Here is a 20418-nt window from a genome sequence, read left to right as displayed (position 1 = left end):
GTCGCATGATGCAGCTCACGGCTTGCGAAAGTTGGGGGCTGGAATAATTCCAGCGCTCCGACGCCCGGTGGTTGTGTTGACCCATCGACCAGACGCGGCATACCGTTGGTCCAAGCAGGCACGGCGCAAAAAGGGGAGCGGCCCGACCTGCCGTCAGGGAGGTTTGCATGGAAGGGCTTCTGGCTCTGTCCCGAGGTATCGATCGCCTCAACGAGTTCATCGGAAAGTGGATATCCTGGCTGATCCTGGTGTCGATCCTGGTCAGCGCCGGCAATGCGATCATCCGCAAGGTGTTCAACGTCTCGTCGAACGCATGGCTCGAATTGCAGTGGTATTTGTTCGGCGCCGCATTCATGCTGGCCGCAGCCTACACGCTCAAGCAGAACGAACACATCCGCATCGATATCGTCTACGGCATGTGGTCGCGTCGCGTGCAACATTGGATCGACCTGATCGGCCATCTCTTCTTCCTGATGCCGTTCGTGCTGCTGATGGTCTACATGTTCGTGCCCTACACCCTGCACTCCTTCCAGTCGGGTGAGCTTTCCACGAACTCGGGCGGCCTCATCATCTGGCCGGCAAAGGCCATCCTGCTGGTCGGTTTCTCCCTTCTGGCGCTCCAGGGCATTTCGGAGATCGTCAAGAAGATCGCCATCATGCGCGGCGACATGGAGGATCCCAATCCGTTTGTCTCGGTGCATGAGCAGGCGGAACTCGAAGGCAAAGCGCTCGCCGAAGAGGTGCGTTCGTGATCGAATTCATCGCGCAGAACATGGCGCCGATCATGTTCGCTTCGTTGATCGTCTTTCTGCTCTTCGGTTATCCGGTCGCTTTTTCCCTGGCGGCGAGTGGCCTTGTCTTCTTCGCCATCGGCGTGGAACTGGCGCCGTTCTCGGGCGGTTCGATCAACCTGTCCTGGCCGCTGCTATGGGCATTGCCCGAGAACTTCTACGGCAACCGGGTGATGTCGAACGATGTGCTGCTCGCCATCCCGTTCTTTACCTTCATGGGCATCGTGCTGGAACGGTCCGGTATGGCGGAAGACCTGCTCGATACGGTTGGCCAGCTGTTCGGTCCGATCCGCGGCGGTCTTGCCTATGCAGTCATCTTTGTCGGTGCATTGCTAGCGGCCACCACGGGCGTCGTTGCGGCCTCCGTCATTGCCATGGGGCTGATCTCGTTGCCGATCATGCTGCGTTATGGCTATGACAGGCGTCTTGCCTCCGGCGTCATCGCCGCATCCGGCACACTGGCGCAGATCATTCCGCCTTCGCTGGTGCTGATCGTGCTCGCCGACCAGCTCGGCCGTTCGGTCGGCGACATGTACGCCGGTGCCATGATCCCCGGCCTCGTGCTGACCGGGCTTTACATGCTCTACATCCTGGTGATGTCGATCATCCGGCCGAACTCGATGCCGGCACTGCCGGCGGAGGCGCGCACGTTGGGCCACGGCGTCCTGTCCTTGATCGTGGCCCTGCTGGCAGCCGGCGTCATCGGCTACGGCGCCTATCACTATCTCGAGCCGACCCAGGGCGCCAATGCCGACATCCTTGGCGCCACCCTCGCGGTCATCGTGATCTACCTCTTTGCCATCGCCGACAAGACGCTCAACCTCAATCTGATGTCCCGGCTGGCACAGCAGGTGGTGATCGTGCTGATCCCACCTCTCGCGCTGATCTTCCTTGTCCTCGGCACCATCTTCCTCGGCATCGCCACACCAACCGAGGGCGGCGCCATGGGCGCGGTCGGCGCGCTGGTCATGGCCGCGTTCAAGGGACGATTGACGCTCGATGTCATCAAGCAGGCGCTCGCTTCCACGACACGGCTATCGTCTTTCGTGCTGTTCATCCTGATCGGCGCCCGCGTCTTCTCGCTTACCTTCTATGGCGTGAACGGCCATCTCTGGGTCGAGCACCTGCTGGTTTCGCTGCCAGGCGGCGAACTTGGCTTCCTGATCGTCGTCAACATTCTCGTCTTCGTGCTCGCCTTCTTCCTCGATTTTTTCGAACTCGCCTTCATCATCGTGCCGCTGCTTGCGCCTGCCGCGGACAAGCTCGGCATCGACCTCATCTGGTTCGGTGTTCTGCTTGGCGTCAACATGCAGACATCCTTCATGCACCCGCCTTTCGGCTTCGCACTGTTCTACCTGCGCTCGGTGGCTGCGCGTGTGCCCTATCTCGACCGCATCACCGGCAAGCAGATCGCGCCGGTCACGACAGGTCAGATTTATTGGGGCGCGGTGCCGTTCGTCTGCATCCAGGTGCTGATGATCGGCCTGACCATCGCCTTCCCGCAAATGGTCATGCACTATAAGGGCCCTGCCGTCGATCCGAGCACGATCGAGATCAAGGTGCCCGAACTGCCTGGCATGGGCCTGCCTCCGCTCGGCGCTCCGGGCGGCGATTCCGCACAGCCTGCCGCACCTGGCACGGACCTGTCGCAACCACCGAACTTCGGCGGCGACCAGCCCGCGCAACCGGCGCCTTCGACACCGGATATTTCGAAGCCGCCCAGCTTCAATTGATCGGCCAAACGACCGGCAGTCGCCGGGACTGCGGTCGATCGAGAACAGACAACAAAAAAGCCCGGAAGCGCTGCTTCCGGGCTTTCTTCTTCAGCTTAGGCTGGATCAGAGCTTGTTGCCGCGCTGCTGGATCATCATGAAGGTGTCGTAGTTGTATTCAGCCACCTGCGCCCAGAGATAGTGCTCCTTGCGGAAGCCCTTGATCGATTCCCAGATCTTTTTGAAATCGGCGTTGCCGGCTTCGATCTCGGCATAGACTTCATTCGCCTTCTCGAAGCACGCCGCCAGGATTTCCTGGCTGAATGGTCGCAGCTTGGCGCCGGATGCGACCAGCGACTTCACCGCGCCAGGATTCACATAATCGTACTTCTGCAACATGTTGGCGTCGGCTGCCTGCGCCGCCGTATGAACCAGCGACTTGTAGTTTGCCGGCAGTTCCTCGAACTTCGCCTTGTTGAACAGCAGGTGAACCGTCGGCCCGCCTTCCCACCAGCCGGGATAGTAGTAATAGGGCGCCACCTTCTGGAAGCCGAGCTTCTCGTCGTCATAGGGGCCAACCCATTCGGCGGCATCGATGGTGCCTTTCTCCAGCGCCGGGTAGATGTCGCCGCCGGCGATCTGCTGCGGCACGACACCCAGCTTCTCGACCACCTTGCCGGCGAAGCCGCCGATACGCATCTTGAGCCCCTGGAGGTCGGCAACCGTATTGATTTCCTTGCGGAACCAGCCGCCCATCTGCACGCCTGTATTGCCGCCGGGAAGGCCATAGAGGCCCTGCTTGCCGAGGAACTCGTTGAACAGTGCGATACCGCCGCCGTGATAGTGCCAGGCATTCATGCCGCGCGCGTTGAGCGCGAACGGCACCGCCGCTCCGAGCGCCCAGGTCGGGTTCTTGCCCCAATAATAGTAGGCAACGGTATGCGCGGCCTCGACAGTGCCCGCCGCCGTCGCGTCGGCCGCCTGCAAGCCGGGAACGAGTTCACCGGAGGCGAAGACCTGCACCTGGAAATTGCCGTCGGTCGCCTCCGAGAGCATCTTGGAGAACACTTCGGCACCGCCGTAGATCGTATCCAGCGACTTCGGGAATGACGAGGTCAGGCGCCAGGTCACTTTCGGGTTGGATTGAGCGATAGCCGGGGCCGCGAGTGTCGTGGCGACGGCCGCCGCTCCCGCACCGGTGGCACCGGCTTTGCGGATGAACGAACGACGATCCATGAAGTTCCTCCCTTATTGGATCAACGGGCAGTATGAAAATAAAGAAAATTTTCCCGGTTTCGGCGGGTTGTACCGGGCAGACAATACACGCCGCTCCCATCCTGTCCAGCGAGCGCCAAGGCCTCTGGAGCAGCCTTTTTCAAGCTCTGCGACTATAGTCTAACGACTGTATCGTGCATGATTTGCATGTCTTGGTAAGGCCATAAACTTGTCGTGGAAAAGCGCGCCGGCATCGCCTATTTTATAGGCATTCCAGCTTTGGACCCTAACGGAAACCCGTATCTAAAATGCAGCAGCCGCTCGTCGCAGTCTCGACCGATGTCCGCCAGTTCGACAACTACACCTGGCACGCAGCACCCCGGCAATATCTGGAAGCGGCGATCGCCGGCGCCGGCGTGTTTCCGGTACTGGTTCCTTCCTTCGGCGATCGGCTTGACCTCGACGAATTGCTCTCGTCGGTCGATGGCGTGATGATGACCGGCTCGAAGTCGAACGTGCATCCTTCACTCTATGGCGGCGATGCCAGCGAAGCCAATGGTCCCTATGACCCCGATCGCGATGCGACCACCCTGCCACTGATCCGCAAGGCGATCGAACGCGGCGTACCACTGCTCGCAATCTGCCGCGGCATCCAGGAGATGAACGTCGCCCTCGGCGGTTCACTCGCCACGGAGATCCAGGAACGCGAAGGCTCGCTCGATCATCGCGCCCCCGTCTCCGACAATCAGGACGAGCGATTCGCCATCCGTCAGAGCGTCAGCATCAAGCCCGGCTCATGCCTGGCTGGCGTCTTTGGCGCCGGCGACGTCATGGTGAATTCCGTACACCGGCAGGCCGTCGATCGGCTCGGCGCCAAGCTGCAGGTCGAGGCGGTCGCAACCGATGGTACGGTCGAGGCCGTCTCGGTGCGCGATTCACGTTCGTTTGCCGTCGGCGTGCAATGGCACCCGGAATATTGGGTGCAGAGCGACAGCGTCTCGCAACGCGTCTTCAAGGCGTTTGGTGATGCCGTGCGTGCCCACGCCGCTGCCAGGGCTGCGAGCCGCGCCGCTGCGGAATAGCTCTCGACAGGTCACGGCCCTGACTGCGCCGGATTTGCCGGTGCAAAGACTGGATCGTTCCCGTTTTTCGGGAACGCTCTGACTCTGTGTCTTCACACAACTCCTTGCGGACAGCCGTTACACGCTTTCCTGGAATTGCTTCGGCGATAGGAGCAGATTCACTCCTATCGGCTGCCTGTCCGATTTCCATCGCATTCTATTTTCTGGTTCGCTAATGTGAGCCAGGACTGAGGGTGACCGGGTGGCACTGAGTGCGAACGAAATTGCCGGGCATCCGGCCTTGCATCGCGTTGTTCGCAGCCAGGCGAAGGCGCTTCTGGCTGCCTATCAAAGCTCGCCACGACTCTCTTCCGTGTTCGCGACACAGCAGCGCTGGCTGTTGGCGCATGCAGGACTGGCGATCTACTTTCGCCAGGGAGCGTTGACGACTGCGCGTTTCCTCCAACTGGTCGAGCAGCATTCCGTGGCGAGCCGAAACACGGCCGACGCCTTCATGAAGGAAATGCTCCAATACAACTATGTCGAGCCGTTGCCGGACAATACCGATCGCCGCTCGAATCCGCTGCGGCCGACCGGTCCAACGCTGCAGACCCTGGCAGCGTGGGCAATGGTTCATCTCACGACATTGGATGGGCTTGACGGCGGCAGGCGGCTGGAGACATTTGCTTCCAGGCCGGACGCGCTCGCCCTTCTGGAACCCTTGATCGCCGATGGACTGCTCACGTCGGAGCCCGTCCGCGCGCCTGAAAAGACCTTTTCGCTGTTCACCTGGCTGAACAATGGTGGCGTCGTCATGGAGTGGTTGATCTCGGGCGTGGAACCCAGCCTGGCTGAGCAGGACCAGATCCCGACCAGCGTTGTCTCGATCGGTGAATTCGCCAACTTGCTGAAACTCTCGCGAACCCACCTGGCGCGCAAGCTGCGCGAGGCTGAGGACCTGGGCAGCGTTGGGTGGCTCGGCCAGCGTGGCAATTCGACAATGTGGGTGTCGCGCGGCTTCTACCGCGAATACCTGGATGCGCAGGCCGTGAAGCTGGCGATCATCGACCAGGCCTTCGATCAGAGTCTGAGCGGTCGAACATCATGATCACTCGAGCCTGGTCTTTTATTCCACCAGCCGCTCGGCGTGCCACTTCAAATGGTCATCCATGAAGGTTGAGATGAAGTTGTAGGAATGGTCGTAGCCATCCTGCATGCGCAACTCCAGTGCGATACCGGCCTGCTTGCAGGCGTCTGCCAGCAGCCATGGCCGCAAGCCTTCGTCGAGAAAACCGTCGGCCGTACCCTGATCGACGAGGAATTCCGGAAATCGCTTGCCGTCGTCGATCAACAGCGTGGCATCGTAGCCGCGCCATGCTGCCTCGTCGGCCCCAAGATATTTCTGCAACGCCGGCTTCGACCAGCCTGCCGTCGTCGGCTGCACGATTGGGGCGAAGGCTGAGCAGCTGCTGAAGCGATCGGCGTTCTTGAGCGCGATGGTCAGCGCGCCATGGCCGCCCATCGAATGACCGAAGATCCCCTGCCGCGCCATGTCCGCTGGAAAACTCTGCGCGATCAGCGCCGGCAATTCCTCGGTGACGTAGGAATACATGCGATAGTTTCTGGCAAAGGGCTCCTGCGTCGCGTCGACATAGAAGCCGGCACCCAGGCCGAACTGCCAGTTGTCCTTCTCGTCCGGCACGGTCTCGCCGCGCGGGCTGGTGTCAGGACATACGATCATCAGGCCGAGTTCCGCTGCCATCCGCCGATACTCGCCCTTGTCCATGACATTGGCGTGGGTGCAGGTGAGCCCCGATAGATACCACAGCACCGGCACCGGGCCCTCCTTGGCCTGTGGAGGTGTGAAGACGGCAAAGGTCATGTCGCAGGCGCAGGTCGCCGACGCATGTGAATAGACGCCCTGGACACCGCCATGCGATTTCGATGTGGAAACGGTTTTCATCAGCCCTGTCTTCTCGATCGATAAATGCCTGGAACTCGCATGATTGCACCCGGATACCGGAGCGTCTCCGAAAAACGGAAACGCTCCTTTGCCGGGTGCTCGGGCGGTATGCTGCCTTGCGGATCAGTAGACGACCACGCTCCGGATGCTCTTGCCTTGGTGCATCAGATCGAAGCCCTTGTTGATCTCTTCGAGCTTCAGCGTGTGGGTGATCATCGGATCGATCTCGATCTTGCCGTCCATATACCAATCGACGATCTTCGGCACGTCGGTACGGCCACGAGCGCCGCCGAAAGCGGTGCCCATCCAGGTGCGGCCTGTCACCAACTGGAACGGGCGCGTGGAAATCTCCTGGCCGGCGCCGGCGACGCCGATCACGATCGACTTGCCCCAGCCGCGATGCGAAGCCTCCAGCGCCTGGCGCATCACCTTGACGCTGCCGGTACAGTCGAAAGTGTAGTCGGCACCGCCGATCTGGTCGGCACCGCGCATGGTCAGGTTGACGAGGTACGGCACGATGTCGCCATCGATCTCCTTCGGATTGACGAAATGCGTCATGCCGAAGCGCTCGCCCCATGCCTTCTTGTCGTTGTTCAGATCGACACCGATGATCATATCGGCGCCTGCCAGCTTGAGGCCCTGGATCACGTTGAGACCGATACCGCCAAGCCCGAAGACAACCGCGGTCGCCCCCTCTTCCACCTTGGCGGTATTGATGACGGCGCCGATACCGGTGGTGACGCCGCAGCCGATGTAGCAGATCTTGTCGAACGGCGCGTCCGGATTGACCTTGGCCAGCGCGATCTCCGGCAGCACTGTGAAGTTCGAGAAGGTCGAGCAGCCCATATAGTGGAAGATCTTGTCCTTGCCGATCGAGAAGCGCGAGGTGCCGTCCGGCATCAGGCCCTGGCCCTGGGTCGCGCGGATCGCCGTGCACAGGTTGGTCTTGCGCGATAGGCATGACGGGCAGGACCGGCATTCCGGCGTATAGAGAGGGATGACGTGGTCGCCTTTCTTCAGGCTTGTTACGCCCTTGCCCACATCGACAACGACGCCCGCGCCTTCATGCCCGAGGATCGCCGGGAATATGCCTTCCGGATCAGCTCCCGACAACGTGAACTCGTCGGTGTGGCAGATGCCGGTTGCCTTCACCTCGACCAGAACCTCGCCCTCGCGTGGGCCTTCCAGGTCCACCTCCATGATTTCCAGTGGCTTGCCTGCGGCAACGGCGACGGCGGCACGGGTTTTCATGCTTGTTCTCTCTCCAACAGACCTTTTGGCCAGGCTCGCGCCCGACGGATTCGGTTGCGCTCAACGATGTCAGCGCCCGACGAGCCCCGGCTAGAGCCTCGGCCTCTCGCAGGCGGTCGTATCAGCGACGCGTCATCACATGGATACGAAAATCGATCCGTGCGATGATCACAGTTGATTGTTAGCGGAGCATGGATGACAGGGCCAGCCCGTCAGGTACTGCTGGCATAGACAATTGGTGGGAACCACCCCACCGACCGTCCGATTGCCAGGATCAGGCACCCGCTATCGGCTCAGCGGTGCCCGAAAGCGCTTCAGCCGCAACGCATTGCTCAATACGAAAACGCTGGACAAAGCCATGGCGCCGGCTGCCAACATCGGCGACAGCAAGGTTCCGTTGACCGGATAAAGCAGCCCTGCAGCCACCGGCACAAGCGCTGCGTTGTAGCCGAATGCCCAGAAAAGATTCTGGCGAATGTTGCGGATGGTGGCTTTCGACAGTGCCAGGGCATTGGCGACACCAACGAGGTCGCCAGACATCAGGACGACATCCGCGCTTTCGATGGCGATATCGGTGCCTGTACCGATAGCGATGCCGACGTCGGCGGCAGCCAGGGCGGGAGCATCATTGATGCCGTCACCCACGAAGGTGACACGCGCGCCGCCGCAGGCCAGCCGCCGGATCGCCTCGACCTTGCCGTCGGGCAGCACCTCGGCAACCACGTCATCGATGCCGATCTGCCGGGCGATCGCCTTGGCCGTATGGCGGTTGTCGCCGGTCACCATCGCGACCTTCAGCCCAAGCGCATGCAACGCCTGGATGGCCGCCGGCGTCGACGATTTGATCGGATCGGCGACCGCGATGATCGCAGCGAGCTCGTCATCGATGGCGGCGAAGAGCGGGCTCTTGCCCTCGCCGGCCAGTCGCTCGACCACCGGAGTGAAAGCAGAGACATCGAGACCAAGCCGTGCCATCAGCCGATCGGCACCGACTTCCACCTGGCGATTTCCGATCCAGGCACGAGCACCGAAGCCCGGTATGGCTTCAAAGCTGCTGGCTGGCGCCAACTCCAGGCCGCGCTTTTCGGCGGCGCGCACAATCGCTTCCGCCACCGGATGTTCCGAGCGCGTCTCGACGGCTGCAACGAGGCCAAGCACCTCGGCTTCATCGAAACCATCGGCAACGATGAAGTCCGTCAGTTCGGGCCGGCCTTCGGTCAAGGTTCCGGTCTTGTCCAGTGCAATGACCGTCGTATCGCGCAATGTCTGCAGTGCATCGCCCTTGCGGAAAAGCACGCCCATCTCCGCGGCACGGCCGGTGCCGACCATGATCGAGGTCGGTGTTGCCAGTCCCATCGCGCATGGACAGGCGATGATCAGCACCGCGACGGCATTGATCAGCGCAAAGGACAATGCCGGATCGGGGCCAAAGAGAAACCAGATGCCGAAGGTCGCGACGGCAACGGCAATCACCGCGGGCACAAACCAGGCCGTCACCTTGTCGACCAAAGCCTGGATCGGCAGCTTGGCGCCCTGCGCAGCCTCGACCATGCGGATGATCTGCGCCAGCAGCGTTGCCGATCCCACCTTGGTGGCGCGGAATGAAAAACTGCCGGTCTTGTTGATGGTGCCGCCAACCACTTCGGCGCCGATTCCCTTGGACACCGGCAGCGGCTCACCGGTGATCATGGCTTCATCGACAAAGGATGAGCCCTCGACGATCTCGCCATCGACAGCGATCTTCTCCCCGGGTCGCACCACCACGATGTCGCCGGCACGCACCTCCTGCAACGGCACCTCAATGGCAGTGCCGTCGCGCATCACGCGTGCCGTCTTGGCCTGCAAGCCAACCAGTTTCTTGATTGCCTCGCCCGTCCGGCCCTTGGCGCGCGCCTCCAGGACGCGGCCGAGCAGGATCAACGTCACGATGACCGCCGCTGCCTCATAATAGACATTGGCGGTGCCAGCCGGCAGCATGGCAGGCAGGAAAGTGGCAACCACCGAATAGCCCCAGGCAGCACCTGCGCCCAGCGCCACCAGCGCGTTCATGTCAGGCGCACCCTTGAACAGGGCCGGCACACCTTTGACGAAGAAACGCAGACCCGGTCCGAACAACACCAGCGTGGCCAGGACAAATTGCAGCCGCCAGCTCCAGACGCCCAGTGTCGCCATAACCCAGTGGTGGAACGGGGGGACGAGGTGCGATCCCATCTCCAGCACGAAGACCGGCAGGGTCAGCACAAGCGCTATCGCCAATGCTCGCTGCAACGAGGCGATTTCCGACGCGCGATGGTCGACGTCGCGGCCGCCAGCGCCGTCGGATACAATCTGCCGCGCTTCATAGCCTGCGGCATGCACTGCCGCTTCAATTGAAGAAGGCTCGACCGCACCGGCAACGATGACCACCGTGGCCCTTTCGGTGGCAAGATTGACACGGGCATCGGACACGCCGGGAACCGCTTTCATCGCGCGTTCGATGCGTGCCACGCAGGAGGCGCAGGTCATGCCCTTGATCGTCAGTTCGATCGTCTCGTTGCGTGCCTGATAGCCGGCACCCGCCACTGCAGCCAGCACGGGCGCGAGATCCGGTTTGCCCGAAAAAGCCACTTCGGCACGCTCCGTCGCCAGATTGACACTGGCGGAAGCGACGCCGGGTGCTGCGGCAATGGCTTTTTCGACACGCCCCACACAGGAGGCACAGGTCATGCCTTCGATACCGAGCTGCAGGATGGCGCCGGCTTTTGGCGTGGCGTCAGGGAACATTTTCGGGGGAACTGCATTCATGGCTGCAACTCTCTTCTTGAGTGGTTGCTCACGGAGATAAAGCTTCCAGTCATGGGAAGGTCAAGAGGTGTCATGATGCGTGACATCGCAGGACCTTGTCGCCCCTCAAAAAGGCGCTTGACCTTACCATGACGGGAAGGTGCAGATCGTAAAGCCTGAGTTTTGACGAACACGCCAAAGACACCTCCGCAGCCCGGCTACGGAAAGAACCTTGGCCGGAAGGAACAAGGCTAGATGGCCGGAGAACACAGCCAGGTTTCGGTATCGCAGGGCGGCAGCCCATGGCGACACTCAGCGACATCGTGGGAAAAGCCGGCGTTCCGCCGCTCAGGTTCTGTCGCCCAGGCCGCCCACGGTAGCGATGACCTCCTCGGCCATGCGCTTGAAGCGGGCACTCGGGCCTTCCTGCCCTTCGCTCTGACGGCTGATCCGCGCGCCTTCCAGCAACAGGCAGAGCATGTCGGCAGCCAGTTCGGGCTGATCGAGGCCCGCACGGGCACAGAGCTTGGCCAGACAGTTGCGGTGGTTCTTCTTGACTTCCTCGATCACCCGCTTGGCCGGATGATTGTCGTCGGCCAGCTCGACGGCCGTATTGGCCATCTCGCAACCGCGCCAGTCGTCACTGATACACTCGGACGCGTTTGCGATCCATGCATGGAGCTGCGCCTTCGGATCGCCGGGATGCTGCTGCTCCAGCTCGTCCCATTTCAGATAAGATTCCTTGGCGGCACGCTGCAGGCACTCGACGATGAGATCGTCCTTCGAAGCGAAATGACGGTAGAGCGTCATCTTGTTGGTGCCGGCGGCCTCGGTGATCGCTTCGATACCCACGCCGCGCACGCCGTGCTGGTGAAACATCTCGCGCGCGGTGGTCACGATCCGCTCCCGCGGTCGCGCACTCACACGATCGTTATGATCACTATTGTCAGCATTCTGAAAAATTTGATCGCTCATGGCTTGACGATGGTGTTACCGGTCAGTAACTATCTGGCTGTTACCGAGCGGTAACATTTCAAATACCACCCGTCAAGGTCGACCATAGGCCAAGCCGGACAAGAATGATGGAACAGGGTGAAGGCCAGAAACAGGGTCTTCGCCGAGCGCTTTTTTATTGCCTGGACAAACCGGGAGACGAACGATGGCATCCTACTCTAAGGCCCTGACCGTTGATCAGTTGCTGAACGACCCGATGACGCTCGCCGTCATGCGGGCAGATCGCGTTGATCCCGCTTCGTTGAAAGCCCTGCTTGTCCTCACTGCCGCGCGTCTGCGCGATGCTGACGACCACCCAACTTTGCCAGGTAACGATCCCGCATTCCTCCCCAGGGATCCCCTCGCCGCTACTCGAAAAGCCGTTTGAACATGGTCAATTTCTTTCTCCAGCGACCGATCTTCGCCTCGGCGATCGCCATCATCATGGTGCTCGCCGGGCTGATCGCCTATTATCTTTTGCCGGTTGCGCAGTTTCCCAACATCGCGCCGCCTCAGGTGGTCGTCAGCGCCGTATACCCCGGCGCCAGCTCGCAAGTCGTGGCGGATACGGTCACGACGCCGCTCGAACAGTCGATCAACGGCGTCGAAGGCATGACCTACATGTCCTCGGCAAGCTCGAACGACGGTTCCGCGCGCATCACCGTCACCTTCGACGTCGGCTATCCGCTCGATATCGCGGCAATGGACGTGCAGAACCGCGTTTCGCAGGCCGCCTCCTCCCTGCCTGCCATCGTCAACCAGGCAGGCGTCACCGTCAAAAAGCAGAATCCCAGCTTCGTGCTGATCGTCAACCTGACCTCGCCCGACGGCTCAGTCGATCCGGTCGCACTCAGCAACTATGCCTACCTGCAGGTCGCGGATCCGCTGAAGCGTGTTCCGGGCGTCGGCGACGTCCAGATCTTCGGCGAGCGCCGCTATTCGATGCGCGTCTGGCTCGATCCGGACAAGCTGGCCAATCTCGGCATCACCGCCGTCGACGTGCAGAACGCCGTCGCCGAACAGAACGTGCAGGTGGCCGCCGGCAAGATCGGCCAGTCGCCGGCACCGGCAGGCACGGCCTTCGAAATGCAGGTCAATGCCACCGGGCGTCTCTCCGATCCCAAGGAGTTCGGCAACATTGTCGTGCGTGCCAATTCGGCCAGCGGCTCACTGGTACGGCTGCGTGATGTCGCGCGCATCGAACTGGGTTCGCTGCTCTACAATTCGTCGACCTATGCCAATGAAAAACCGACTGTCGTCGTCGCAACCTTCCAGATGCCCGGCTCCAACGCGCTGGAGCTGAAGAAGAACATCGAAGCCAAGATGAAGGAGCTGTCGGCTCGCTTCCCGAAGGGCATCGAATACACGATCTTCTACGACACCACGAAGTTTGTGTCTGCCGCGATGGAAGACGTGGTCAAGACCTTGCTCGAAGCACTGATCCTGGTCGTGGCCGTCGTCTTCATCTTCCTGCAGAACTGGCGCACGACACTCATCCCCATCATCGCGATTCCGGTCTCGCTGATCGCCACCATGGTGGTGATGCTGGCACTGGGTTTTTCGCTCAACATGCTGTCGCTGCTCGGCATGGTGCTCGCCATCGGTCTTGTCGTCGATGACGCCATCGTCGTGGTCGAAAACGTCGAACGCCAGCTCGAAGCCGGCCATCCGCCGCTTGAAGCGGCACGGCTGGCGATGAAGGAAGTCACCGGCCCGATCATCGCCACCACGGCGGTGCTGATGGCGGTGTTCATCCCGGTCGCCTTCATCCCGGGCGTTACCGGCCAGCTTTACAACCAGTTCGCGTTGACCGTCGCGATCTCGGTCGGCATCTCGGCCTTCAACTCGCTGACGCTGTCACCGGCTTTGTCGGCAGCCTTCCTGCGCCATCGTCCGCCGTCGACGTTCTTCCTCTACCGTTGGTTCAACGACAGCTTCACCTGGCTGTCGCACGCCTACTCGGAGGCGGTGCGTGGCTTCATCAAGCTGCGCTGGCTGATGATGGGTGTGTTTGTCGCGCTGATTGCCGCGACATATCTCGTCTCGACGCGCATCCCGTCGGCCTTCCTGCCAGTGGAAGACCAGGGGTACTTCTTCAATATCGTGCAACTGCCCGACGGTGCTTCACTGGAGCGCACCGACGCCGTTGCCAAGAAAGTTCGCGACACTGTGCTGGCTACACCCGGCGTCGAGTATGCCATCACGATCGCAGGCTTCAATTTCCTGACCTTCGCCAACCAGTCGAACTCGGCAGCGGTGTTTGCGATCCTCAAACCTTGGGAGGAACGCACGGGCCCGGGCTTGAGCGCAACGGAGATCGTCAATTCCGTGCGCCCGAAATTGTTCGGCATGCCCGATGGGCTGGCGTTGGCATTCGAACCACCATCCATCCAGGGTCTCGGCACGACCGGAGGCTTTGAATTCCAGATCGAAGATCTGGCTGGCCATGGTGCCAATGCCGTCAACGACGCGACGCAGGCATTGCTTGCGGAAGCCCGCAAGCAGCCGGAACTCAACCCGCAGACGCTGTTCAGCACCTTCTCGACCTCGACGCCGCAGTTCAACTTCGACCTCGACCGCAACAAGGCCAAGCTGCTCGGCCTTGCCCTGCCGGATATCTTCAACACGCTGCAGATCTATCTGGGCTCGCTCTACGTGAACGACTTCAACATGTTCGGCCGCACCTTCCGCGTCACCATGCAGGCGGACAAGTCGGCGCGCGCAGAGGCAGCGGACCTCACCAAGCTCTACGTCCGCAACAACACCGGTCAGATGGTGCCGCTGTCGACGCTCGGAACGATGCGGTCCGTTGTCGGCCCGGAAACGGTGACGCACTACAACAACTACGGTTCCGCCCTCATCAACGGCAGTGCCGCCCCAGGCTTCTCCTCGGGCCAGGCGATCGAGGCGATGCAGAGGGCGGCGGCCACCGCGCTGCCGAACGATTTCGGCTTCGAATGGACGGGCATCACCTTCCAGGAATTGAAAGCCGGCTCGGTCGCGATCTTCGTCTTCGCGCTCGCCATCGTCTTCGTCTTCCTGATCCTGGCGGCGCAGTATGAAAGCTGGTCGATGCCGTTCATGGTCATTCTTTCGGTACCGACCGCCTTGTTCGGCGCGTTGCTGGCGATTTGGCTGCGCGGCATGCAGATGGACGTCTATTCGCAGATCGGCTTCGTCATGCTGATCGGCCTTGCGGCGAAGAACGCGATCCTGATCGTCGAGTTCGCCAAGCACCTGCGAGAACAGGGCATGAGCATCGTGGAAGCGGCTATGGAAGCCGGACGCCTGCGCCTGCGCCCGATCCTGATGACGGCCTTCGCCTTCATCCTCGGCGTCGTGCCGTTGATGCTGGCCACGGGCGCCGGTGCTGCCAGCCGCCAGTCGCTGGGTACCGCCGTGTTTGGCGGCATGCTGGCGGCCACCATCCTGACGCTGGCCTTCGTGCCTGTCTTCTACGCCATCATCGAACAGTGGCGCGAGGGCAAGGCCGGCGCGAAAGCCGAACATACTGAAACAGCCCATCAGCCGCATGGTGGCGAGCAACCCTCGCCGACCCATGTCCCAGCGGCAGAATAACGGAGCCCTTCCATGCGTACCTGGAAAATCACCACAGCCGTCGCCGTGATCGCCGCGGCAGCCGCTTACGTCCACTTCAACGGCGAGCCGGCATTCTTGAGCGGCCTGATCAGCAAGCCGGCCGATGCAGCTGCGCCGGCACAGGCCATGCAGGCAATGCCGGTTCCTGTTTCAGCGGTCGTGAAGAGGACCTTGCCCGTCTATCTCGACTACACCGCACGCGCCGAAGCCATCCGCAGCGTCGCCCTGCAGGCCAAGGTTTCCGGCTATATCCTCGAGCAGGCCGCAGAGGACGGCGTCGACGTGAAGAAGGGCGATACCCTCTACCGCATCGACCCTCGCGACTATCAGGTGGCACTCGACCAAGTGAAGGCACAGGCCCAGCGCAACCAGGCCTCGCTCAGCTACACCAAGGCGAGCCTGACCCGCGGCAACGACCTGATCAAGACCGGTTTCCTGTCCAAGGATGGGCTCGATCAGCGCAGCAGCACCATGCAGCAAGGCGAAGCATCTGTCGCTGCTGACAATGCCGCGATCCAGGCCGCCGAGATCAATCTTGGCTACACCACGATCCGGGCTCCCTTCGACGGTCGCCTGGGCCGCAACCAGGCGGCGGTCGGCACACTCATCAATGTCGGTGGCACCTCGCTGAACACGCTGGTGCAGGTCAGCCCGATCTATGTCACTTTCACGCCGAGCGAGGGCGATCTGGCACTCATCCAGAAGGCGAAAGCCAGTGGGCCGATTGTTGCCGAGGTGACGGTCCCCGGCGACAAGACACCGCCGCGCAAGGGTGAGCTCACCTTCATCGACAACCGGATCGATGCCGCGACCGGCACGATTGTGGCGCGCGCCACCATTGCCAACGACGATCGCTCGCTGCTGCCCGGTCAGTATGTGAACATCCGCCTGCAGATCGGCGAAACGCCAAACACCTTGCTGGTGCCGCAGGTTGCGCTCGGCTCCAATCAGCTCGGCAAGTTCCTCTACGTAATCGACGAAGGCAACAAGGTTGGAATGCGGCTGGTCGAACTCGGCCAGACCGAGGGCGAGCTGATCGCCATCACCAAGGGCATCACTGAAAACGACAAGATCATCAGTGGCAATCTTCAGAAGATCGGGCCGGGCATGCCGGTAAACCCCCAAACGGCAAGCCCGACTCCGCCCCCGGCGTCCTGACCATCAGGGCACCGGAACGGTCCAGCCGGCCACCGAAGTGGCCGGCTGGACTTTTTTATTGGTTCGAGAATGCGGAAGGGTATCGATCGTGCCGGGCGTTCCTCAGATGACGAAGAACCAGTTGGCGACCAGCACCACCGCCAATCCGGCGACGAGCGTCAGGTAAGGCAGGATGCCCGCCTTGCGAACCTTCAGGTCGTCCTGGGTGATGCCGAGATCGTCAAGCATGTGTTCCGGGAATTTGCCACCGTCCTGAATGTAATGACGGAAGCAGAACACCGGAATGATCAGGGCGGCAGCGATGAAACCGGCCCACAGGGCCCACGGGTTCCAAACCTTGGCGCCAGCCCCCATGAAGATGGCATTAACGTATGAGAGCAGGCCGCCGACCGCGATCAGCAGCGTCGGTGCCCGCCATGGCCTGTGAATATGGCCATTGTCGATGCGGTGGATCCAGCCCGAATTCAGGTTCAGGAAGTTGAAGATGATGTAGCCGCAGTTCGAAACGGCCAGCACGAAGAAGAAGCTGGTGGCGTCGGCGGCGGCAACGGCGAGCAGGAAGACGTTGAAGATCAAATCCGTCCACATCGCCCGCGTCGGCGCGCCATGTTCGTTGGTGTGGTTGAGATAACGCGGCAGCCAGCCATCGACCGAACCCTGGTAGAGCGTGCGCGATGAGCCCGCCATTGCTGTCATTATCGACAGCATCAGCGCCAGGATCATCAGCATCACCATGATCGAGGTGATGAACCCTGCCCCGCCGACCATCTGGGCCATGGCCTCGGCGACACCCGAGCCGTCGACGATCGGCGTCGCCAGCATGCCGGTGAGACCCAGCACGCCCTGGAAGGTGAACGGCACCAGCGTATAGAGCGCCAGGCACAGCAGACCCGAATAGAAGATTGCCCGCACCGTATCGCGGCCCGGATTCTTGAACTCGCTGGTGTAGCAGATCGCGGTCTCGAAAGCGTAGGCCGACCAGGCGGCAATGAACATACCGCCCAGCACCAAGGTCCAGCCGGCGACATTCCACGAACCCGGCTCTGGTGCATAGGCGGCCGCCAGCGGCACCAGCGGCGAATAATTCGCCCAGTTGATCTGGCCGGTGAGGATCGGAACAATGCCGACGATCAGCATCGGAATGATGACGACGAGGCCGATGAACTTCTGCACGCTTGCGGTGCCGAGAATGCCGCGATGCTGAATCGCGAAAGTCACCAGCATCAGGATGACGCCGATGAAGAACACCGAGTTGAGCGAGAAGCTCACCGGTCCGAGCGTGCCGTGGAACAGCGTCCAGTTTCGGATAGCCGGTGTCCCTGCAGCCGTCAGTGCGGCAATGGCGTCGGCCGCAGCCTTGCCAGCGTTGGCCGGGTCGGCCAGCCAAGCCACGACCTCAGGCGAGGTATCGCTGAAACCGGGAATCGGCGCCAAGGCATTGAGGATATAGGCAGCCGCGATCGAGCAGCCCAGCGACAGCACCGGCGTCCAGGCCAGCCAGTTGCACCACACCGACAAGGGCGCGATGAACTTCGAGTAGCGCAGCCATGCAGTGGCGCCATAGACCGAAGCGCCGCCTGATTTCGAGGGGAACAGGCCGGCAATCTCGGCATAGGTGAAGGACTGGATCAGGCCGAGGATGATGGACGCCGTCCAGATCAGATAGGCCGGTGTGCCGACCGTTCCGGCGATGCCGCCGATCGAAAACAGCACCAGCGCCGGCACGCCGCTGGCAACCCAGAAGGCGCCGCGCCAGTCGATGGTGCGATGAAGTTCTCCGGCGTGCGTTGGAGCAGCAGCAGTTGTTGTGGTCATTGTTCGGCTTCCCCTCAGGCTCTGTCGAGCGCTTCCCCTGGTTCTCGTGGAGAATCCCGCGCGGCTGTCTTTGCCGCGCGGGATCAGTGGTCAGTCCGTGGTCAGAACACGAAGTACCAGTTGGCGATCAGCACCACGATCAGCCCGGCGATAAGCGTCAGGTACGGCAGCATGCCGGCCTTGCGCTCGCGCAAATTGCTCTCGGTCATGCCGAGATCGTCCAGCATGTGATCGGGGAATTTGCCACCGTCCTGGATGTAGTGACGGAAGCAGAATACCGGGATGATGAGGGCGACGGTGGCAAGCCCTGCCCAGAGCGCCATCGGGTTCCACACCTTGGCGCCGGCACCCATGAACACGGCGTTGACGAAGGCGAAAATGGTGCCTGCCGCCAGCAGCCAGGTCGGTGCACGCCACGGCCGCTTGATGTGGCCGTTGTCGATGCGGTGGATCCAGCCGGCATTCAGGTTGAGGAAGTTAAAGATGATGTAGCCGCAATTGGCGACGGCGAGGATGAAGAAGAAGCTCGTCGCATCCGCCGAAGCGATTGCCAGCACGCCGAGGTTGACGATCAGGTCTGTCCACATCGCCCGCGTCGGCGCGCCGTGTTCGTTGACATGGCTGAGATAGCGCGGCAGCCAACCATCGACAGCGCCCTGATAGAGTGTGCGCGAGGTGCCGGCCATCGCCGTCATGATCGACAGCAGCAGCGCCAGGATCATCAGCATGATCAGCAAGGTCTTGATGAGGCCGCCGCCACCGACCATGGAAGCAAGGGCGTCGGCGACACCGGAGCCGTCGACGATCGGCGTCGCCAGCATGCCATTCAGACCGAGCACGCCCTGGAAGGTGAATGGCACCAGGATGAACAGCAGGATGCAGAGCAGTCCCGAATAGAAGATCGCCTTGAACGTATCCGTTCCGGGGTTCTTGAATTCGCGTGTGTAGCAGACTGCCGTTTCGAAACCGTATGTTGACCAGGCAGCGATGAACATGCCGCCCAGCACCAGCGTCCAGCCGGCGACGTTCCAGGAGCCAGGCTCCGGCGCGTAGGCGGCAGCCAGTGGAACGAAGGGCGAGTAGTTAGCCCAGTTGACCTGGCCGGTCAGGATCGGCGCGATGCCGACGATCAGCAACGGAATGATGACCAGCAGTCCGACCACCTTCTGCACATTGGCGGTGCTGAGGATGCCGCGATGCTGGATGGCGAACGTACCGAGCATCAGCACCGCGCCGATCCAGAATGTCGCGTTGAGCGAGAAGGAAACCGGACCGAGCGAGTGGGTGTACAGCGTCCAGGTGCGGATCGTCGGCGTCGCCGCGGCGGTCACCGCCGCGATCGCATCCGCGGCACTCGTGCCCGCATTCGCGGCGAGGTAGGCGACCACCTCCGGCGACGTTTCGGTGAAGCCGGGGATCGGCGCCAGCGCATTGAGGATGTAGGCGGCCGCGATCGAACAGCCGAGCGACAGAACAGGGGTCCAGGCGAACCAGTTGCACCACACCGAGAGCGGCGCGATGAACTTCGAGTAGCGCAGCCAGGCAGTGGCGCCATAGACCGACGCGCCACCCGATTTGTTGGGGAACAGGCCGGCGATCTCGGCATAGGTGAAGGACTGGATGAAGCCCATCAGGATGGACACGGTCCAGATGGCGAAGGCGATGTTGCCGCCGACGCCGGCGATGCCGCCGATCGAAAACAACACCAGCGGCGGCACGCCGCTGGCAACCCAGAATGCGCCGCGCCAATCGATGGTTCGGTGCAGGTTCCCACTGGCTTCGGCCACGTAGGTTTCATCCATGGCACTCATGGCTTGGTTCCCCATTGTTGACAGTCTCGCCCTCGAAATCGGGGCGATAAAGCAGGCACTGCGGTTTTCCGCTTAGTCTTATTTGTTTCCCAATAGTGAAGATCATCGGAATCCCGATCCTCGTCAAGCGATTTTCGATAAACCGGCAAAACGGCTGTGTTTTCGCGCCGGACCGCACGTCTGGCTCCGGAAATTCGCCCTTTCGGCCAATCCGGGCACCACCCGAACGGGCGAGGAATCTACCCATCCAGGCGTTTTCAGCGCCGGCGAAAGGAATATGCTGAT

The 20418-nt window shown here is 61.7% G+C and carries 14 protein-coding genes; 7 read left to right on the top strand and 7 right to left on the bottom strand.

Going from position 1 to position 20418, the window contains the following annotated elements:
• Positions 1 to 167 precede the first annotated feature (167 nt).
• Positions 168 to 752: a TRAP transporter small permease subunit gene (locus AC3WTO_RS23145; RefSeq protein WP_492463441.1), complete on the top strand. Its 585-nt coding sequence runs from the start codon at positions 168 to 170 to the stop codon at positions 750 to 752.
• A complete protein-coding gene (locus tag AC3WTO_RS23140) occupies positions 749 to 2524 on the top strand; it encodes a TRAP transporter large permease (protein WP_492463442.1) in 1776 nt (591 codons plus the stop codon). Before AC3WTO_RS23145 ends, AC3WTO_RS23140 begins: the two co-directional genes overlap by 4 nt.
• A gap of 105 nt (positions 2525 to 2629) precedes the next feature.
• Here AC3WTO_RS23140 and AC3WTO_RS23135 read toward each other — a convergent pair whose 3' ends face one another.
• Positions 2630 to 3739, bottom strand: a complete 1110-nt coding sequence (locus tag AC3WTO_RS23135; protein WP_492463443.1) for a TRAP transporter substrate-binding protein — start codon at positions 3737 to 3739, stop codon at positions 2630 to 2632.
• 287 nt (positions 3740 to 4026) lie between these two features.
• Between AC3WTO_RS23135 and AC3WTO_RS23130 the strand changes: the two genes are divergently transcribed.
• On the top strand, positions 4027 to 4800 hold the full coding sequence (locus tag AC3WTO_RS23130) for a gamma-glutamyl-gamma-aminobutyrate hydrolase family protein (RefSeq protein ID WP_492463444.1): 774 nt from the start codon (positions 4027 to 4029) through the stop codon (positions 4798 to 4800).
• Positions 4801 to 5041: 241 nt separating this feature from the next.
• Entirely contained in the window at positions 5042 to 5887 is an 846-nt protein-coding gene (locus tag AC3WTO_RS23125; RefSeq protein ID WP_492463445.1) for a hypothetical protein, read from the top strand.
• An 18-nt stretch (positions 5888 to 5905) separates the two neighbouring features.
• On the opposite strand, the gene fghA is transcribed toward AC3WTO_RS23125, so the two are convergent.
• The 4 genes from fghA to AC3WTO_RS23105 all read right to left on the bottom strand — a co-directional run bounded on the left by fghA (position 5906) and on the right by AC3WTO_RS23105 (position 11653).
• Positions 5906 to 6742, bottom strand: coding sequence for an S-formylglutathione hydrolase (gene fghA / locus AC3WTO_RS23120; RefSeq protein ID WP_492463446.1), 837 nt, complete (start codon positions 6740 to 6742; stop codon positions 5906 to 5908).
• A gap of 123 nt (positions 6743 to 6865) precedes the next feature.
• Positions 6866 to 7993 (bottom strand): S-(hydroxymethyl)glutathione dehydrogenase/class III alcohol dehydrogenase, encoded by a 1128-nt coding sequence (locus AC3WTO_RS23115; protein ID WP_492463447.1) that lies wholly within the window; start codon positions 7991 to 7993, stop codon positions 6866 to 6868.
• Between the two features lie 285 nt (positions 7994 to 8278).
• Positions 8279 to 10756, bottom strand: coding sequence for a heavy metal translocating P-type ATPase (locus AC3WTO_RS23110; RefSeq protein ID WP_492463476.1), 2478 nt, complete (start codon positions 10754 to 10756; stop codon positions 8279 to 8281).
• A gap of 348 nt (positions 10757 to 11104) precedes the next feature.
• Positions 11105 to 11653, bottom strand: a complete 549-nt coding sequence (locus tag AC3WTO_RS23105) for a TetR/AcrR family transcriptional regulator (protein ID WP_492463448.1) — start codon at positions 11651 to 11653, stop codon at positions 11105 to 11107.
• 262 nt (positions 11654 to 11915) lie between these two features.
• Between AC3WTO_RS23105 and AC3WTO_RS23100 the strand changes: the two genes are divergently transcribed.
• Genes AC3WTO_RS23100 through AC3WTO_RS23090 form a run of 3 tightly spaced genes read left to right on the top strand, consistent with a single transcriptional unit; the run spans position 11916 to position 16507 of the window.
• Entirely contained in the window at positions 11916 to 12137 is a 222-nt protein-coding gene (locus AC3WTO_RS23100; RefSeq protein ID WP_492463449.1) for a hypothetical protein, read from the top strand.
• 2 nt (positions 12138 to 12139) lie between these two features.
• On the top strand, positions 12140 to 15328 hold the full coding sequence (locus AC3WTO_RS23095) for an efflux RND transporter permease subunit (RefSeq protein WP_492463477.1): 3189 nt from the start codon (positions 12140 to 12142) through the stop codon (positions 15326 to 15328).
• Between the two features lie 12 nt (positions 15329 to 15340).
• Positions 15341 to 16507: an efflux RND transporter periplasmic adaptor subunit gene (locus AC3WTO_RS23090; protein ID WP_492463450.1), complete on the top strand. Its 1167-nt coding sequence runs from the start codon at positions 15341 to 15343 to the stop codon at positions 16505 to 16507.
• A 102-nt stretch (positions 16508 to 16609) separates the two neighbouring features.
• On the opposite strand, the gene AC3WTO_RS23085 is transcribed toward AC3WTO_RS23090, so the two are convergent.
• Positions 16610 to 18322, bottom strand: coding sequence for a trimethylamine N-oxide permease (locus AC3WTO_RS23085; RefSeq protein ID WP_492463451.1), 1713 nt, complete (start codon positions 18320 to 18322; stop codon positions 16610 to 16612).
• Between the two features lie 101 nt (positions 18323 to 18423).
• Complete coding sequence (locus tag AC3WTO_RS23080) at positions 18424 to 20133, bottom strand: trimethylamine N-oxide permease (protein WP_492463452.1); 1710 nt, start codon at positions 20131 to 20133, stop codon at positions 18424 to 18426.
• Positions 20134 to 20418: the final 285 nt, after the last annotated feature.

This window comes from Mesorhizobium sp. EU05-FHT14A09 (assembly GCF_058790995.1).
This window is presented reverse-complemented; position numbering and strand designations above follow the sequence as displayed.

Excerpts from the sequence above, each read along its gene's own strand:
- AC3WTO_RS23145 (WP_492463441.1), top strand. The coding sequence starts at position 168 with ATGGAAGGGCTTCTGGCTCTGTCCCGAGGTATCGATCGCCTCAACGAG.
- AC3WTO_RS23135 (WP_492463443.1), bottom strand. The coding sequence starts at position 3,739 with ATGGATCGTCGTTCGTTCATCCGCAAAGCCGGTGCCACCGGTGCGGGA.
- AC3WTO_RS23130 (WP_492463444.1), top strand. The coding sequence starts at position 4,027 with ATGCAGCAGCCGCTCGTCGCAGTCTCGACCGATGTCCGCCAGTTCGAC.
- fghA (WP_492463446.1), bottom strand. The coding sequence starts at position 6,742 with ATGAAAACCGTTTCCACATCGAAATCGCATGGCGGTGTCCAGGGCGTC.
- AC3WTO_RS23115 (WP_492463447.1), bottom strand. The coding sequence starts at position 7,993 with ATGAAAACCCGTGCCGCCGTCGCCGTTGCCGCAGGCAAGCCACTGGAA.
- AC3WTO_RS23110 (WP_492463476.1), bottom strand. The coding sequence starts at position 10,756 with ATGTTCCCTGACGCCACGCCAAAAGCCGGCGCCATCCTGCAGCTCGGT.
- AC3WTO_RS23100 (WP_492463449.1), top strand. The coding sequence starts at position 11,916 with ATGGCATCCTACTCTAAGGCCCTGACCGTTGATCAGTTGCTGAACGAC.
- AC3WTO_RS23095 (WP_492463477.1), top strand. The coding sequence starts at position 12,140 with ATGGTCAATTTCTTTCTCCAGCGACCGATCTTCGCCTCGGCGATCGCC.
- AC3WTO_RS23090 (WP_492463450.1), top strand. The coding sequence starts at position 15,341 with ATGCGTACCTGGAAAATCACCACAGCCGTCGCCGTGATCGCCGCGGCA.
- AC3WTO_RS23085 (WP_492463451.1), bottom strand. The coding sequence starts at position 18,322 with ATGACCACAACAACTGCTGCTGCTCCAACGCACGCCGGAGAACTTCAT.
- AC3WTO_RS23080 (WP_492463452.1), bottom strand. The coding sequence starts at position 20,133 with ATGAGTGCCATGGATGAAACCTACGTGGCCGAAGCCAGTGGGAACCTG.